This window comes from Azospirillum sp. Marseille-Q6669 (genome assembly GCF_965111635.1).
On the sequence record NZ_CBCOOP010000002.1, the window covers coordinates 119,322 to 134,989 of the forward strand.

The window sequence follows — 15,668 nt, forward strand, 5'->3', positions numbered from 1 at the left end:
ATAAGCGCCGCGCGGGTTCGGGGGAAGGCTGCGCTGCGGCGCCCGCTCAGGGAGCTTGGCTTTCCTGCGCGCGTCGGATCGCCGCCTCCACGCATTGCAGGTGCAGCTTCTTGCGGGCGAGCTGGCGGGTCCGCCGCTCCTCCAGGTCGGTGGTCGGCATCGCCTCGATGGCGCAGCCGCGCCAGCCGTTGGCGTCCAGCGCGCGGGCGACCTCCGCATAGCCGAAATAGCCCTTGTCCGGCTGCTCCCACGGCGCGCGGAAGTCGGCGCGGCGCAGGACGAAGCGGTTGGACTGGCTGGACCCGCCGAGACTGGTCAGCCGGGCTACGATCAGCCGCTCGCCGTTGGTGTGGACGACGGTCAGGATCGGGCGGATGCCGAAGACGGGCGGGTCGCTGCTCATGGGGACATGCATAGCGCTCCGGCGCTGGTTAGGCCAGCAACAATGGCCAGCAATAACTGGATGCGATGCCGATATCCGCGCCGGTCGATTTTCGCTCGGATGTGCATCCACTCTTAGTGAAGAGTAAGCCAAGAGTGACCGAGGGATTGTCGAATAACATACCGCAGTATGATTGTTCTAATTGGCGCGGAGATTGGCTGTCTGATAAGTCATCATTGCTTTATATGCTGCCTTGTCCGCAATCGTGACAGGCGGCATCATCGGTCCTTACGGAGAAACGGAGAGAGCATTATGGCGCTAGGAGCATGGCTGCGCGTGTCGCTGGCAGTGGCGATCATCGGGCTATCGACCCTTTTGTCGGGGCATGCCTCGGCGCTGTCACCGCGTCAGTATCGTTGGGACGAACTGCCGGGTGATGCCTTCAACGCCCAGGGCAGTGCGCTCAAGGCGAGCGTTTACGTATCCGTGGGCGCGCGGGTGCGGGGCAAGGCTCCGCTTCTGGTCCTTCTTCACGGCTGCGAGCAGGATGCGTCGTCTTTCTTCACGGATTCCGGATGGATGGACATAGCTGACCGCTACGGCCTTATCGTCCTGCTGCCGGAGCAGCAGCACAACGCCTTTGCCATGGTCGGAGGGGCCTCCCGCTATGGCAACCCGCTCGGCTGCTTCAATTTCGCCGACCGCCTGATCAGTCCGCTGAAGGGCGGTGTCCCACGGGAAGCGGGGGCTATCGTCTCCATGGTCGACGCGGTGCGCGCGGGCAAGGGGCTTGACCGCGACGGTCCCCGAATCGAGGACGGGCGTGTCTATGTCACCGGCCTGTCGGCGGGGGCGGGCATGGCGGCGACCCTGCTGGCCGACTTCCCGCAGGTCTTCGCGGGCGGAGCGCTGTTCGCGGGCGTGCCGGTGATGTGTGCGCAGAGCATGCAGTCGGCCGCGTCGCTCTGCGGCATCTCCGTGTCGCGCGGCTGCGCCGAGGTGAAGGCGCGCTCCGGCGGCTACGACAGCCGCGAATGGACGAAGGCGGTCCAGCGCGCCCAGCACCCCGCCGGGCGTCCGCGCGTGCTGATCGTCCAGGGGACGGCCGACTGCACCGTGGACCCGCAGAACGCCCTCTACCTGACCAACCAGTGGACGGCCTTCCATGGTTTGAAGACCGACGCTCCGGTGGTCATCGGTCAGGAGCCCTCCTGGCCGGAGCGCGCCGTGCGGCAGGGCTACGCCCCGGCGGGCACCAACGCCCTGTGGGTGGAGACGGTGCTGCTGAAGGACGTCGGCCACGTCATGCCCATCGATACCCACAACCCGCAACGCCCCTGCGGGCGGGTGCGGGTGTCGGAGACGAAGACCTACATCGAGGATATCGGCTTCTGCGGCGCGGCGCTGGCCGCCGGCTTCCTGCAACTGGAGCAGTAACACCCGCCGGAAGGGCGGCGGGCGGGTTCGGCACTCACCAAAGTGGTGCGACAGCCCGCCGCACCTTCCGGAATGCCGTTTGCCAAACGATGCAGATCTGACGCAGATTGGGGCCGCTGCGTGAACGTTCATTGCGCGGCTGCGGAGAAACGCGAACCAAACAAAATATAAGGGACGCCCCCCATGAGCCAAAGCTCGGCCGATCGCTACAACCAGATCCACGCCCGTTCCCTGTCCGATCCCGATGGATTTTGGGGCGAGGCGGCGGAAGACATCACCTGGATCAAGCGCTGGGACAAGGTGCTGGACGACAGCAACGCGCCCTTCTACCGCTGGTTCACCGGCGGCGTCCTGAACACCTGTTACAACGCCGTCGACCGCCATGTGGAGGCCGGACGCGGCGCCCAGGCGGCGATCATCTACGACAGCCCGGTCACCAAGACCGTGCAGACCATCACCTACGCCGAACTCCAGGATCAGGTCGCCCGCTTCGCCGGCGCGCTGCGCGCCCAGGGCGTGGAGAAGGGCGACCGCGTCATCCTCTACATGCCGATGATTCCGCAGTCGCTGGTCGCCATGCTGGCCTGCGCGCGTCTCGGCGCGGTGCATTCGGTGGTGTTCGGCGGCTTCGCCCCGCACGAGCTGGCGACCCGCATCAACGACTCCCGGCCGAAGGCCATCGTCTCGGCCTCCTGCGGCATCGAGCCGAACCGCGTCGTCAAGTACAAGCCGATGCTCGACGCCGCCATCGAGCAGGCGGAGCACAAGCCGTCCAGCGTCATCGTCTTCCAGCGCCCGCAGGAAACCGCGACCCTGATCGAAGGCCGCGACGTGAATTGGGCGGAGGCCGTCGCCAAGGCCGAGCCGGCGGAGTGCGTGCCGGTTGCCGCGACCGACCCGCTCTACATCCTCTACACCTCGGGCACCACGGGCCAGCCGAAGGGCGTCATCCGCGACAACGGCGGCCACGCCGTGGCGCTGAAGTGGACGATGAAGAACATCTACAACGTCGAGCCGGGCGAGGTGTACTGGGCGGCGTCGGACGTGGGCTGGGTGGTCGGCCACTCCTACATCGTCTACGGCCCGCTGCTGCACGGCTGCACCACGGTGGTCTTCGAGGGCAAGCCGGTGGGCACGCCGGACGCCGGCACCTTCTGGCGGGTGATCGAGCAGCACAGGATCGGCACGCTGTTCACCGCCCCGACCGCCTTCCGCGCCATCAAGCGCGAGGACCCCAACGCCGAACTGCTGAAGAAGTACGACCTGTCGCACTTCCGCGCCCTGTTCCTGGCCGGCGAGCGGTCGGACCCCGACACGCTGCATTGGGCCGAGGACAATCTGAACGTTCCGGTCATCGATCACTGGTGGCAGACCGAAACCGGCTGGGCGATCTCCGGCAACCCGCTGGGCGTGCATCTCTTCCCGATCAAGTACGGCTCCGCCACCCGCCCGATGCCGGGCTGGGACGTGCAGATCCTGAACGCCGAGAACAAGGAAGTGCCGCGCGGCGACATCGGCGCCATCTGCGTGAAGCTGCCGCTGCCTCCGGGCACGCTGCCGACGCTGTGGAACGCCGACGACCGCTACAGGAAGTCGTACCTGTCCGATTACCCCGGCTATTACCAGACCGGTGACGCGGGCTTCATCGACGACGACGGCTACGTCTACATCATGGCCCGCACCGACGACATCATCAACGTCGCTGGTCACCGTCTGTCCACCGGCGGCATGGAGGAGGTTCTGGCCAGCCACAAGGACGTGGCGGAATGCGCGGTGATCGGCGTGGCCGACGACCTGAAGGGGCAGGTGCCACTGGGCTTCCTCTGCCTGAAGGCCGGCGTGACCCGCCCGCACGAGGAGATCGTCAAGGAGGTGGTCCAGTTGGTGCGCGAGCAGATCGGCCCGGTCGCCGACTTCAAGCGCGCCGTAGTGGTGGAACGCCTGCCGAAGACCCGCTCCGGCAAGATCCTGCGCGGGACCATGCAGAAGATTGCGGACAACCAGGACTACAAGACTCCGGCGACCATCGACGATCCGGGCATCCTGCCGGAAATCGCCGAGGCGCTGCAGTCGCTGGGCTACGCCAAGACGCATCAGGCGGGCTGACCGCTTCCGCCTGCAACCGGCGCGGCGTCCGAAACCCCTTGCCCGGCACTGCCCGGGGGAGGGGTTTTCTTTTTCCGCTAAGCCTTGTCCAGGGTGGACAGGGATTCGGCCAACTCGTCGAGCCGCGCCTGTTCCGCCTCCAACGCCGCCAGCGCATGACGGGCCTCGGTCAATTCCAGATCAAGTTGATCGCGCCGCCGCCGGATCAGTTCCTCCAGCGGGGTCAGCTCCGTCGTGGCCAGCGCCTGGGCGATGGCGGCGTTGCTTCCGCCGCCCAGCGCCAGCCGGACCATGCGCGCGGTCGGACGGATGCCCTGCGCCTCCAGGTGGCGGGCGGTGACCAGGATCTCGATGGTGTCGTGATGGCGTGCCATGGCTCCGCCCTTATGACGCAGTGCGCCCATTCTTGCCAAGCCGCGCGCCGGAGTCGCCGATTCATCCGCGCACGGTGGCAATTTGCCGCAAGTTTTTGCGGAAACGTTCTTTCTCTCGCCGGCCGGCGGCTCACGCTTGCCGTAAATCTACTTACCATGTAGATTAATAGACATAATAACACAGCGATTGCCGCTCAATCTGGCGCGCCAGTCTCTCGCTTCACCGATCCGCTTCCGCACCGCTGACGAACCAGGAGATACGATGAACACGCTGCCGCCCTCCAAAATCCGCTTGGCCAAGCGCCATTTCGCCGCCGCCTTCGGCGTCCTGCTGGCGACGACGATTTCCGGATCCGCCATGGCCGCCGCCACGGACGGGCCCCTGGTCACCACCGACTGGCTGGAAAAGAACCTCGGTGACCCGAAGGTGAAGGTCATCGAGGTCAGCGTGAACCCCGGCGTCTACGAGCGCGGTCACATCCCCGGCAGCGTGAATTTCTCCTGGCACACCGACCTGAACGACACCGTCCGCCGCGACATCGTGGGCAAGGAGCAGTTCCAGGCCCTGCTCTCCAAGGCCGGGGTGGAGAAGGACAGCACCATCGTCCTCTACGGCGACACCAACAACTGGTTCGCGGCCTGGGGCGCCTGGGTGTTCGACATCTACGGCGTTGACAATGTAAAGCTGCTGGACGGCGGTCGTAAGAAGTGGGAGGCGGAGAACCGCGCCCTGTCCAGCAAGCCGGCGGAGGTGAAGCCCAGCAACTACACCGTCTCCAAGGTGAACGCCGGCCTGCGCGCCCGCCTGACCGACGTGGTCGCCGTTGCCGACGGCAAGAGCGACGCCAAGCTGGTGGACATCCGCTCCCCCGACGAATACCAGGGCAAGGTCTTCGCCCCGCAGGGCATCCAGGAGCTGTCGATCCGCGCAGGCCATATTCCGGGTGCGGCGAACGTTCCCTGGGGCAAGGCGGTGAACGAGGCCGACGGCACCTTCAAGTCGGTGGCGGAACTGAAGGCGCTCTACGCCTCGGTCGGCATCGACGGCTCCAAGCCGGTCATCACCTATTGCCGCATTGGCGAGCGGTCGAGCCACACCTGGTTCGCCCTGTCCAAGCTGCTGGGCTATCAGGTGAAGAACTACGACGGGTCCTGGACCGAATACGGCAACGCCGTGGGGGTCCCGGTGGACAACCCGGCCGGTACGGTCTGGGCGGCCAAGTGACGGGTGGCCATGGATGGATGGCCGACTGATACCCGTCGCATGACGATCCGGACCCGCAACGGGGAGCCCGCCTTGCGGGCTTCCCCGACGCTTCACGCAGCTCTCGCCCCGGCTTCCAGCGCCACCGCGCTGGCCGGGCGGGTTCTGCTTCCCCTGCTGCTGGCCGGTGCGGTCGTGGCGGCGGCCTACGCGCTGGCCGCGCAGCCCGGCGGCGGTCCGTCGATGGCCTTCGCGCTGACGCTGGGCGCGGCGTTCGGCGCGCTTCTGCAACGGACGCGCTTCTGCTTCCTCTGCCACGCCCGCGACTTCATCGACCGCCGCGACCCGCGCGGCCTGCTGGCGATTCTGCTCGCCCTGGCGGTGGGGACGGTCGGCTATCACGTCGTCTTCGGAGCCTGGGTGCCGAACCCGGTCGCCCCGCGCTTGCCGCCCGACGCCCACATCGGTCCGGTGAGCTGGGTTCTGGCGCTGGCCGGTCTGGCCTTCGGGCTGGGGATGGCGGTGTCGGGCTCCTGCATCAGCGCCCATCTCTACCGGCTGGGCGAGGGCTCGCCGGTCTCCCCCTTCGCTCTGGTCGGGGCGGCGGGCGGCTTCCTGCTCGGCTTCCTCACCTGGAACGACCTCTACCTGTCCACGATCATCACCGCCCCGGTGGTCTGGCTGCCCCATCATCTGGGCTATGGCGGGTCGCTGGCGGTGCAGATCCTGGCGCTTGGCGGCCTTGCGGCCCTGCTCTGGCGTTTCCGCGCGGCCTCCGCCTCCGAAGCGCCCGCCCGCGAGCCTCCGCACACCCTACCGGACCTGCTGCGCTCCTGGTTCGACGGGCGCTGGCCCTATTGGATCGGCGGGCTGGGCGTCGGGCTGATCGGCTTCCTGGTGATCCTGCGGCTCAAGCCGCTGGGGGTCACCTCCGCCATCGGCACCGCCGCCCGCCAATTGGGCAGCGAGGCCGGGCTGGTACCCCTGCGGCTGGAGGGACTGGACGGCTTCGCCGGCTGCGCCACCGTGCCGGGCGACAGCTGGCTGACGCCGAACGGGCTACTGGTCGCCGGTTTGGTCGCCGGAGGCTTCGCGGCGTCGCTGGCAGCCGGCCAGTTCACCCCGCGCCGCCCGACGCTGAGGGACGCCGCACGCGGCCTCGGCGGTGGGCTTCTGCTCGGCTGGGGCAGCATGACCGGGCTGGGCTGCACGGTCGGCACGCTGCTGTCCGGCACCATGGCTGGCGCCCTGTCAGGCTGGGTGTTTGGCCTGACCGTCCTGGTCGGTGTGTGGGCCGGCTTGGCCCTGCCGCGGCGCTTTGTTCGCAGCTGACCGCAACCCCCCGCCTCGATTTTGCCGAATTTTTGCTGCACGGGCATCAAAGTCTGGAATAAACGATGAGCGGGGGGCGTTCATCCTGGCGTACCGGGTCCTGAATGGGGCTCGGCCCTGGGAGGCCGCGCCACCCGTTCCTACCTGAAGGAGTGCCATGATCCGCCACCCGGCGGTCCGTGGAGCCTTCGAGGCAACAATCGGGTGCGCGGTTGAGCACGTTCGGGGTCGAGCTGGAAGTCCACATTGCGTCGCTGCGCCGCTACGCGCGCGCGTTGCTGCGCAACCGTTCGGATGCCGAGGATCTGGTGCAGGAGGCGTTGACGCGTGCGGTGGCCCGCGCCGACACCTTCAAGGCGGGGACGAACCTGCGGGCGTGGCTTTTCACCATCCTGCACAACGTCCATGTCAATCAGGTCCGCTCCAAAGCGTCGCGGCCCGACGAGGTCGATGTGGACAGCGTCGAGTCGAAGCTGGTGACGCCGGCCCGGCAGGAGGAACGTGTGGAGTTGCGCGAGATGATGCGCGCGCTCGACGACCTGCCGGAGGAACAGCGCAAGGTGCTGCTCCTCGTCGCGCTGGAGGGCCTGAAATACGAAGAGGTCGCCGAGACGCTCGGCGTTCCGATCGGGACCGTCATGTCGCGCCTCTCGCGGGCGCGCGAGGCGGTCAGGGCGAAGCTGGCGAACGAGGGCTCGGTGGCCCTCAGGCGGGTGAAGTGATGAACGCGCATTGCGTAACGGACGACGAACTGCACGCCTACGTGGATGGGCAACTGGCTCCGGAACGCCGGCTCTTCGTGGAGCGATGGCTGGCGGACGACCCGGATGCCGCCCGCCGGGCGGAGGATTACCGCGCCCAGGCCGCGCTGCTGCACGAACTCTTCGACCCTGTGCTGCGCGAGCCGGCCAGCGGCCCGGTCGAGGAACTGACGGGCAAGCTGCGCGGGCGCATGCCCGGCAACGACAACGCCGCCCCCTGGCACGCCCGCTCCTGGGTGCGCATGGCTGCGGCGGTGATGCTGATCGTCGGCGGGGCCGGCGGCGGCTGGCTGGGCCGCGGCGCGGTGGACCAGTCGCCGGTCGTCCAGCAGCGCCAGACCCTCCAGACCTTCGCCGAGGAGGCCACCCAGGCCCACCGCTTCTACACCTCCGACGAGCGCTTCCAGGTCGAGCTCGGCGCCGACAACCAGGACGAGCTGAACAGCTGGCTGTCCAAGCGCGTCGGGCGCGACGTCTTCGGCCCGGACCTGGGCAAGGTCGGTCTGCGGCTGATCGGCGGGCGGTCGCTGCCCACCGAGCTGGGGGCCGGCGCCCAGTACATGTACGTGAACGAGGCGAACAAGCGCGTCACCCTGTTTGTCGGCGCCCCGCGCTCCGGCAACCCGGCGAAGTTCGGCTTCTCGCAGAACGGCGACGTGGCGACCATCTACTGGGTCGAAGGCCCGCTGGCCTACGCGCTGGCCGGGCGGATGTCCAAGGAGGACCTGCTGCGCGTCGCCGAGGCCGTCTACAACGACGTCAAGGCCGGTCCGCGCCGCCCCGAGCCGCAACAGCAGGACCAGCAGAACCCGCAGCCGCAGCAGGAGCAGCAGCCCCAGCAACAGCAGGACCAGCCGCCCGCCGGCGTCCAGCCGATCAGCGACACGCACAAGCCGAAGGACAGCTGAGGCAGGAAAGGGCGCGCTTTGCGAGGGGCGACCGCCGCCCCTCGCGCTTCCCGCAAAAGGGCGGTGTGGCTTCTGAAGTCAATGAGTTGAAATAGGCTTCCCTCTCTTCGTTTCCCGGTTTACTCCCACCCAGCCGCCGCCCCACAATGCGCCGGTGGTGGCGTGGGTCGTGAGGCATGCGGGACTGGTTCTTCATCGGCGACAGCCATGTGCAATCCTTCGAGATCGCCGCGACGATTCGCTTGCTCGACCGGCCGGCGCGCTGTCTGCTGGTTCCCGGGGCGACCTCGATCGGCCTGCGCAACCCGGAAAGCCAGACCCACGCGGTCACTCTCTTCAAGGACGCCTTGCTGCCCGCCGATCCGAACGCCATTCCGGTGATCCAACTCGGCGAGGTCGATTGCGGCTTCGTCATCTGGTGGCGGGCGCAGAGGCACGGCGACTGCGTCGAGCGGCAGTTGGAGGAGTCGGTGGTCGCCTGCGCCACCTTCGTGGACGATCTGCTGGAGGGCGGCTATCCCACGCTGGTGCTGACCGGGGCGGTGCTGCCGACCATCCGGGACGGCGAAACCCGGGGCAAGGTCGCGCGCGCCCGGCACGAGGTCACCGCCACCCTGCGCCAGCGCACCGAACTGACCCACCGCTACAACGCCCGCCTGCGCGACGAGGCGGACGCGCGCAGGTTGCCCTTCGTTGACATCACCCCGCGCATCACCGACCCGGACACCGGGCTGGTCGCCGAGGCGTTCCGCAGCCCGAATCCCGGCGATCACCACCTCCACCCCATCCGCGCCGCCGGGGTCTGGGCGGAGGCTTTGAACGCGCTGGACCTGCCGCCATGATGACGCCCATCATGATTCGATCATCATCCCAGGAGGCCGCGTGACCGACGCGATGGAGTTTCTCCGCGCGGGCGCCGCCGCGCTCCAGCGGGGCGACCGAGCGGGGGCAGAGCGCCGGGTTGTCCGTGCGTTGGCGCTGGTCCCCGGCCACGGCGAAGCCTGGAACGTCCTGGGCGTGCTGGCCGTCTCCGCGGGCGATCCTGCGGGAGGCGAGGCGCGCTTCCGCCGGGCCGCCGTCTGCGCGCCGGAGAACCCCGCCTACGCGCGCAGCCAGGCGGAATGCCTGAAGCGCCAGGGGCGGGCGGACCGGGCGGCGGCCCTGCTGGCCGGCGCCGTGCGCCGCGGTGTGCTGTCGCCCGATCTTGCCTGCGACCTTGGCGACCTGCGGCTGGGCACGCGCGATATCGCCGCGGCGGCGGTGCTGTACCGGCTCGCTCTGGTCCTGGCCCCCGGCCACACCCGCAGCCAGAACAACATGGCGGAGGCGCTGGGCAAGGTGGAGCGGCCGGACGCGGCGGCCGACGCCTTTGTCCGGCTGGCGGTGCTGCGCGGCACGGCCGCCGCCTGGGGTGCGGCGGGTGCGGCGCTGCTGGCGGCGTGGCGGCAGGACGAGGCGCGCACTGCGCTGCGCCGGGCCGTCACGCTCGACCCGTCCACGGCCGAGCACTGGGCCAACCTGGGCTTCGCCGGGCTGGGACGGCACGCGGTCGTCCTGGCCGAGGCCGCCTTCGACCGCGCCTTGCGCCTGTCACCGGGGATGGACACGGCGCGGGCGGGGCGGGGGACGCTGCGGATGCTCACCGGGCGCCTGCGCGACGGAGCGGCGGATTACGAGGCGCGGCTGAGCCTGCCGGCCTTCCTGCCGTCGCGGTCCTACAGCCGGCCGGTCTGGGACGGTCGGATTCAGCCGGGCCGGACGCTGCTGATCCACGCCGACCGCGGTTATGGCGATGCCATCCAGTTCATCCGCTACGCCCCGCTGCTGCGAGCCCAGGGGATGCGCGTGGTCTTCCACGGGCCGGAAGGTTTGCTCGCCCTCTTCCGCGCGTCGGAACTGGTGGATGACCTGTCCGGTCTCGATGGACCGCCGCCAGCCCACGACGTCCAAATCCCCATCATGAGCCTGATCCACCGGATGGGCACCGATCTGGACAGCGTGCCCGCCGCCGTTCCCTATCTGCGGGCGCCCGATGCGGCAGCGCGGCGTTGGGCGGACCGGCTGGCCGAGTTGCGGGGTGTGAAGGCGGGGCTGGTCTGGCACGGCTCGGTCGCCTTTCCCTACCATCGCCAGCGCTCGCCGGGGCTTGAGGCGGTGCTGCCGCTGACCGGCGTCTCCGGCGTGACGACCGTCCTGCTCCAGGTCGTCAACGGCCGTGCGGACCTTGAGCGCCACACCCCGCTCGGCCCGTTCCTCGACCTGGGGACGGAGCTTCGCGATTTCGCGGACACCGCCGCGGCGATCCAGGCGCTGGACATCGTGATCAGCCCCTGCACCGCCGTGGCCCACCTCGCCGGAGCGCTTGGGAAACCGGTGGCGGTGCTGCTCGACCAGGGGGCGGAGTGGCGCTGGATGTGCGGACGGGTGGATTCGCCCTGGTACCCGACGGCGCGCCTCTACCGCCAGTCCGTGTTCGGCGACTGGACGGAGCCGGTGGAACGGCTGCGCCGCGATTTGGCGGCGCTGAGTGGACCCTTGCAGGATCGACCATGAGCACATTGTGCGTGACCGGCGCCAACGCGCGCTACTTCATCACCACGCTGGCCTTCCTGGAGGGGCTGAGCGGGCGTTTTCCGCTGGAGCGGGTGCGCGTCTGCGATTTCGGTCTGACCGACGGGCAGCGCGCGTATCTGCGCGCCGCTGGCCTGCTGCTCGACCGCCCGAAAATCCTGCCGGCGGACGCGCATCCCTACCTGTGCAAGGGGCACCTGTCGGACTATTGCGCGGGTGAGGCGTGGGACAGCCTGCTGTGGCTGGACGCCGACATGATGGTGGGGGCCCTCGACCTCGCCGCGGCCGAGCGGCTGGCGGATGATCTCCGGCGTTCCGGCAAGGCGCTCGCCACCACCGACACGGTGGACCGCATGACCTTCGGCGGGATGATGGACGAACTGCACAGTGGCGGCCATTACGTCACGCCGGCGGAACGCCTGTTGCGGGACCGCGGGATCGACCCGGACTCGCCGTACCTGATGTCGGCGCTGATGCTGTGGGTGTCGCGCGGGTTGCTGGCGGAATGGGCGGTGACCTGCCGGGGCGTGCCGCAGCACGCGCTGTGGGAACAGAATGTGCTGAACGCGCTGGTTCTGCCCGATCCCGCCTGCGTGGAGGTGCTCGACGCGCGCCTGTGGCAGGTCTACGACGCGCCTCTGGCCGATGTGACGATGCCGGACCCCCGGGACCGCCATGGCTTCGTGCTCGACGGGCATCCGACGATGGTCGTCCACGCCACCTCCCGGAAGGGGCATCACCTGGACGCCGACCTCGCGCTGAACTTTGGGGAGCATGTGCTGAAGGGCTATCTGCGCACCTTCGCCAATCCGGCCCTTCAGCAGCAGCATTTGCGCCATCTGGCTGCCGCCGTCACCCGCAACCGCGCGGCATTGGCGGAGATCGGCGTCCTGCAGCCGCGATGAGGGTACGGGAGGCAAGCCGCCTCCCGTACCCGGTCCGGTCGGTCACTCCGCCGCCATCGGCTGCGGGGCGGCGGGCTGGCGGAAGCCGTCGAGCAGGGTGGCCTCCTTCGCCTTGGCCGCCTCGACGTTGCGGGCCTTCACCGGGCCGTAGCCGCGCATTTCCTGCGGCAGGCGGGCGATCTCCACCGCCGTGGCGTGGTTGTCGCGGGTCAGGCCGTGCAGGATTTCGCCCATGATCGCCTCGTACTCCGCGATCAGGCGGCGCTCCATGCGGCGCTCGGCCAGCCAGCCGAACGGGTCCAACGGGCTGCCGCGCAGGCGCTTGCCTTTGGCGAGCAGGCGCAGGGCCTTCAGCATCCACGGGCCGAAGCGCTTCTTCTTCGGCTCGCCGCCGTCCTCGCCGGTCTCGCCCATCACCGGCGGGGCCATGTGGAAGACCAGCTTGTAGTCGCCCTCGAACATCCGCCCGACCTGCTCGACGAAACCGGTGTCGGTGTAGAGTCGGGCCACCTCATACTCGTCCTTGTAGGCGAGCAGCTTGAAGTAGCCCTTGGCCACGGCCTCGGTCAGGGCGGTGGAGCCGGGAATCTTCTGGCCCTCGACGCGCCGCGTCCAGTCGACCAGCGCGTGGTATCGGCTGGCGTAGGCCGCATCCTGATAGTCGGTCAGGAAGGCGGTGCGGCGGGCGATGGCCTCGTCCAGGCTGGCGGACGGGCGGCGCTGGTCGAGGATGAACAGGTCGTGGGCCGCGGCCTGCTCCTGCGGCGGGTTGGCGGCGGCCTCCACGGCGGCCAGATCGACGGCGGCGCGGCGGCCCCAGTTGAAGGCGTCGGTGTTCATTTTCACGGCCACGCCGTTCAGTTCGATGGCCTTGAGGATGGCTTCGGCGGTGATCGGGATCAGCCCCTTCTGCCACGCGTAGCCCATCAGGAAGGGGTTGGTGGCGATGCTGTCGCCCATCAGCGCGGTCGCCAGCTTGGTCGCGTCGAAGGCGTTCACCGCCCCCTCGCCGCAGGCCTTGCGGATGTCGGCCACCAGATCGTGGACCGGCACGGTGAAGTCCGGCTTCTTCAGGAAGTCCACGGTGATGGTGTCGTGGGTGTTGATGACCGCGCGGGTGTGGCCGTGCGCCATCTTCGACAGGGCGTCGCCCGCCCCGGCGACGATCAGGTCGCAGCCCACCACCGCGTCGGCCCCGCCCGCCGCGATGCGGACGGAATGGATGTCCTCCGGCGTGGCGGCGATGCGGATGTGGCTGGTCACAGCACCACCCTTCTGGGCGAGGCCGGTCATATCGAGCACGCCGACGCCCTTGCCCTCGATGTGGGCGGCCATGCCGAGCAGGGCGCCGATGGTCACCACGCCGGTGCCGCCGACGCCGGTGACGTAGATGCCCCAGGGCCGGTCGAGCGCGGGCAGGGTGGGGGTGCGCAGGTCGGACGGCTCGGCCCCGGCCTTGGCCGCGGCCGGTTTCGGCTTGCGGAGCTGCCCGCCCTCCACCGTCACGAAGCTGGGGCAGAAGCCCTTGGTGCAGGAATAGTCCTTGTTGCAGCTCGACTGGTCGATCTGGCGCTTGCGCCCGAACTCGGTCTCCAGCGGCACCACCGACACGCAGGAGGACTTGGCGGAACAGTCGCCGCAGCCCTCGCAGACCAGCTCGTTGATGATCACGCGCTTGGCCGGGTCGACCATCCGGCCGCGCTTGCGGCGGCGACGCTTCTCGGTGGCGCAGGTCTGGTCGTAGATCAGGACGCTGACGCCGGACACCTCGCGCATCTCCTTCTGCACGCGCTCCAAGTCGTCGCGGTGCTCGACGCTGGTGTATTGCGGCAGGCCGTCGCCGATGCCGTACTTCTCCGGCTCGTCGGAGACGACGACGATGCGGCCCACACCCTCGGCGCGGAGCTGGTTGGCGAGCGACTGGACGGTCAGCGTGCCATCCACCGGCTGGCCGCCGGTCATCGCTACGGCGTCGTTGAACAGGATCTTGTAGGTGATGTTGGCCTTCGCCGCGATGGCCTGCCGGATGGCCAGGATGCCGGAGTGGTAGTAGGTGCCGTCGCCGAGGTTGGCGAAGATGTGCTTCTCCTCGGTGAAGGGGGCCTGGCCGACCCAGGGCACGCCCTCGCCGCCCATCTGGGTGAAGGTGTCGGTCTTGCGGTCGAGCCAGGTCGCCATGTAGTGGCAGCCGATGCCGCCCAGCGCCCGGCTGCCCTCCGGCACATGGGTGGAGGTGTTGTGCGGGCAGCCGGAGCAGAAGGTCGGCTTGCGGATGACGCGGGCCTGATGGGCCTTCTGCTTCTCCTGCGCATCCAGGAAAGCGACGCGGCGCTTCAGGTTCTCGTTGTCGACGAAGCGCTCCAGCCGACGCCCGATGACCACGGCGATCTGCGCGGGGGAGAGTTCGCCAGCGGAGGGGAGAATCCACTCGCCATGCTCGTCGAACTTGCCGACCACCTTCGGGCGGACGTCGGGATGCCAGTTGTAGAGCTGCTCCTTGAGCTGGTTCTCGATGACGGCGCGCTTCTCCTCGACCACGACGATCTCGTCGAGCCCCTCGGCGAAGTGACGCACGCCGTCGCGTTCCAGCGGCCAGGGCATGCCGACCTTGTAGACGGTAAGGCCCCAGTCGGCGGCCATCTCCTCGGTGATGCCCAGCTCGTCGAAGGCCTGCCGGACGTCCAGATAGCTCTTGCCGGTCGTGACGATGCCGAAGCGTGGACGGGGGGAGGACACCATCACCTTGTCCAGCCGGTTGGCACGCGCGAACGCCAGGGCGGCGTACAGCTTGTGCTTCATCAGCCGGTATTCCTGCTCCAGCGGCGGGTCGGGCCAGCGAATGTTCAGGCCGCCCGGCGGCATCGGGAAGTCGGCGGGGACGATCGGGCTGACGCGATGCGGGTCGATGTACACCGAGGCCGAGGTATCCACCGTCTCGGCGATCGTCTTCATGGCGATCCAGCAGCCGGACCAGCGGCTCATCGCCCAGCCGATCAGGCCGTAATCCAGGATCTCCTGCACGCCCGACGGGTTCAGCACGGGGATCATCGCGTGCATGAAGGCGTGTTCGGACTGGTGCGGGAAGGTGGAGGACTTGGCGTTGTGGTCGTCGCCCGTCAGAACCAGCACGCCGCCGTTGCGCGACGTGCCGGCGGCATTGGCGTGCTTGAACACGTCGCCCGACCGGTCGACGCCCGGACCCTTGCCGTACCACATGGAATAGACGCCGTCGTACTTGGCGCCGGGGAACATGCCGACCTGCTGGCTGCCCCAGACAGCGGTGGCGCCCAGCTCCTCGTTCACGCCGGGCTGGAATTGGATGTGGTTCTTCTCCAGGAACTTGCGCGCGTTCCACAAATTCTGGTCGAAGCCGCCCAATGGAGACCCACGGTAACCCGAAATGAAACAGGCGGTGTTCAGCCCGGCGGCAAGATCGCGCTGGCGCTGCATCATCGGAAGGCGCACCAGCGCCTGGGTTCCCGTCAGGTACACGCGCCCTTGTTCAAGCGCGTACTTGTCGTCAAGGGTCACGGTTGCGAGAGCCATTGTTCCATCCCCTTTGTGGCGCCCTGAAAAGCGCTGTTCGGGGCGCGTTCGCCGCGCCGCTTGTTGTGTTTGTTCGACAAGCAAAAAGGTAACGAAGGCTGTCTTATTCGGCAACCGGCGCGGGGCCTCCTTCCGCAAAAAG

Annotated in this window: 11 protein-coding genes and 1 pseudogene; 9 read left to right on the top strand and 3 right to left on the bottom strand. The window is 68.6% G+C overall.

Translation table 11 applies throughout. The features are described 5' to 3' along the window. Window positions 1-46: 46 nt before the first annotated feature. Window positions 47-403: a hypothetical protein gene (locus tag ACWPXE_RS11775; RefSeq protein WP_145684471.1), complete on the bottom strand. Its 357-nt coding sequence runs from the start codon at window positions 401-403 to the stop codon at window positions 47-49. A 291-nt stretch (window positions 404-694) separates the two neighbouring features. Here ACWPXE_RS11775 and ACWPXE_RS11780 point away from each other — a divergent pair, with 291 nt between their 5' ends. Further along, complete coding sequence (locus ACWPXE_RS11780) at window positions 695-1,819, top strand: extracellular catalytic domain type 1 short-chain-length polyhydroxyalkanoate depolymerase (protein WP_454018026.1); 1,125 nt, start codon at window positions 695-697, stop codon at window positions 1,817-1,819. A 183-nt stretch (window positions 1,820-2,002) separates the two neighbouring features. After that, on the top strand, window positions 2,003-3,925 hold the full coding sequence (locus ACWPXE_RS11785; protein ID WP_454018027.1) for a propionyl-CoA synthetase: 1,923 nt from the start codon (window positions 2,003-2,005) through the stop codon (window positions 3,923-3,925). A gap of 77 nt (window positions 3,926-4,002) precedes the next feature. Here the strand turns inward: ACWPXE_RS11785 and ACWPXE_RS11790 are convergent, their stop codons facing one another. Then, the gene (locus tag ACWPXE_RS11790; RefSeq protein WP_014239949.1) at window positions 4,003-4,299 is read right to left on the bottom strand and encodes a DNA-binding protein; all 297 of its coding nucleotides are present in this window, start codon (window positions 4,297-4,299) and stop codon (window positions 4,003-4,005) included. Between the two features lie 262 nt (window positions 4,300-4,561). On the opposite strand from ACWPXE_RS11790, the gene ACWPXE_RS11795 reads away from it, so the two are divergent. From ACWPXE_RS11795 to ACWPXE_RS11825, 7 genes are all read left to right on the top strand, one after another. Next, window positions 4,562-5,524, top strand: a complete 963-nt coding sequence (locus tag ACWPXE_RS11795; protein WP_454018028.1) for a sulfurtransferase — start codon at window positions 4,562-4,564, stop codon at window positions 5,522-5,524. A gap of 39 nt (window positions 5,525-5,563) precedes the next feature. Further along, entirely contained in the window at window positions 5,564-6,835 is a 1,272-nt protein-coding gene (locus ACWPXE_RS11800) for a YeeE/YedE family protein (RefSeq protein WP_454018029.1), read from the top strand. 212 nt (window positions 6,836-7,047) lie between these two features. Further along, a complete protein-coding gene (locus ACWPXE_RS11805) occupies window positions 7,048-7,557 on the top strand; it encodes a sigma-70 family RNA polymerase sigma factor (protein WP_014239953.1) in 510 nt (169 codons plus the stop codon). Next, window positions 7,557-8,504 carry an anti-sigma factor family protein gene (locus ACWPXE_RS11810; protein WP_454018030.1) on the top strand — a complete coding sequence of 316 codons (948 nt, stop codon included), beginning with the start codon at window positions 7,557-7,559 and terminating at the stop codon, window positions 8,502-8,504. Before ACWPXE_RS11805 ends, ACWPXE_RS11810 begins: the two co-directional genes overlap by 1 nt. 176 nt (window positions 8,505-8,680) lie before the next feature. Continuing rightward, window positions 8,681-9,346, top strand: a complete 666-nt coding sequence (locus ACWPXE_RS11815) for a hypothetical protein (protein ID WP_454018031.1) — start codon at window positions 8,681-8,683, stop codon at window positions 9,344-9,346. Window positions 9,347-9,386: 40 nt separating this feature from the next. After that, entirely contained in the window at window positions 9,387-11,057 is a 1,671-nt protein-coding gene (locus ACWPXE_RS11820; RefSeq protein WP_454018032.1) for a tetratricopeptide repeat protein, read from the top strand. After that, window positions 11,054-11,980, top strand: a complete 927-nt coding sequence (locus tag ACWPXE_RS11825; RefSeq protein WP_454018033.1) for a hypothetical protein — start codon at window positions 11,054-11,056, stop codon at window positions 11,978-11,980. Before ACWPXE_RS11820 ends, ACWPXE_RS11825 begins: the two co-directional genes overlap by 4 nt. Before the next feature lie 42 nt (window positions 11,981-12,022). On the opposite strand, the pseudogene ACWPXE_RS11830 reads toward ACWPXE_RS11825, so the two are convergent. Continuing rightward, a pseudogene (locus ACWPXE_RS11830) lies at window positions 12,023-15,529 on the bottom strand (indolepyruvate ferredoxin oxidoreductase family protein); the annotation flags it as partial. Window positions 15,530-15,668: the final 139 nt, after the last annotated feature.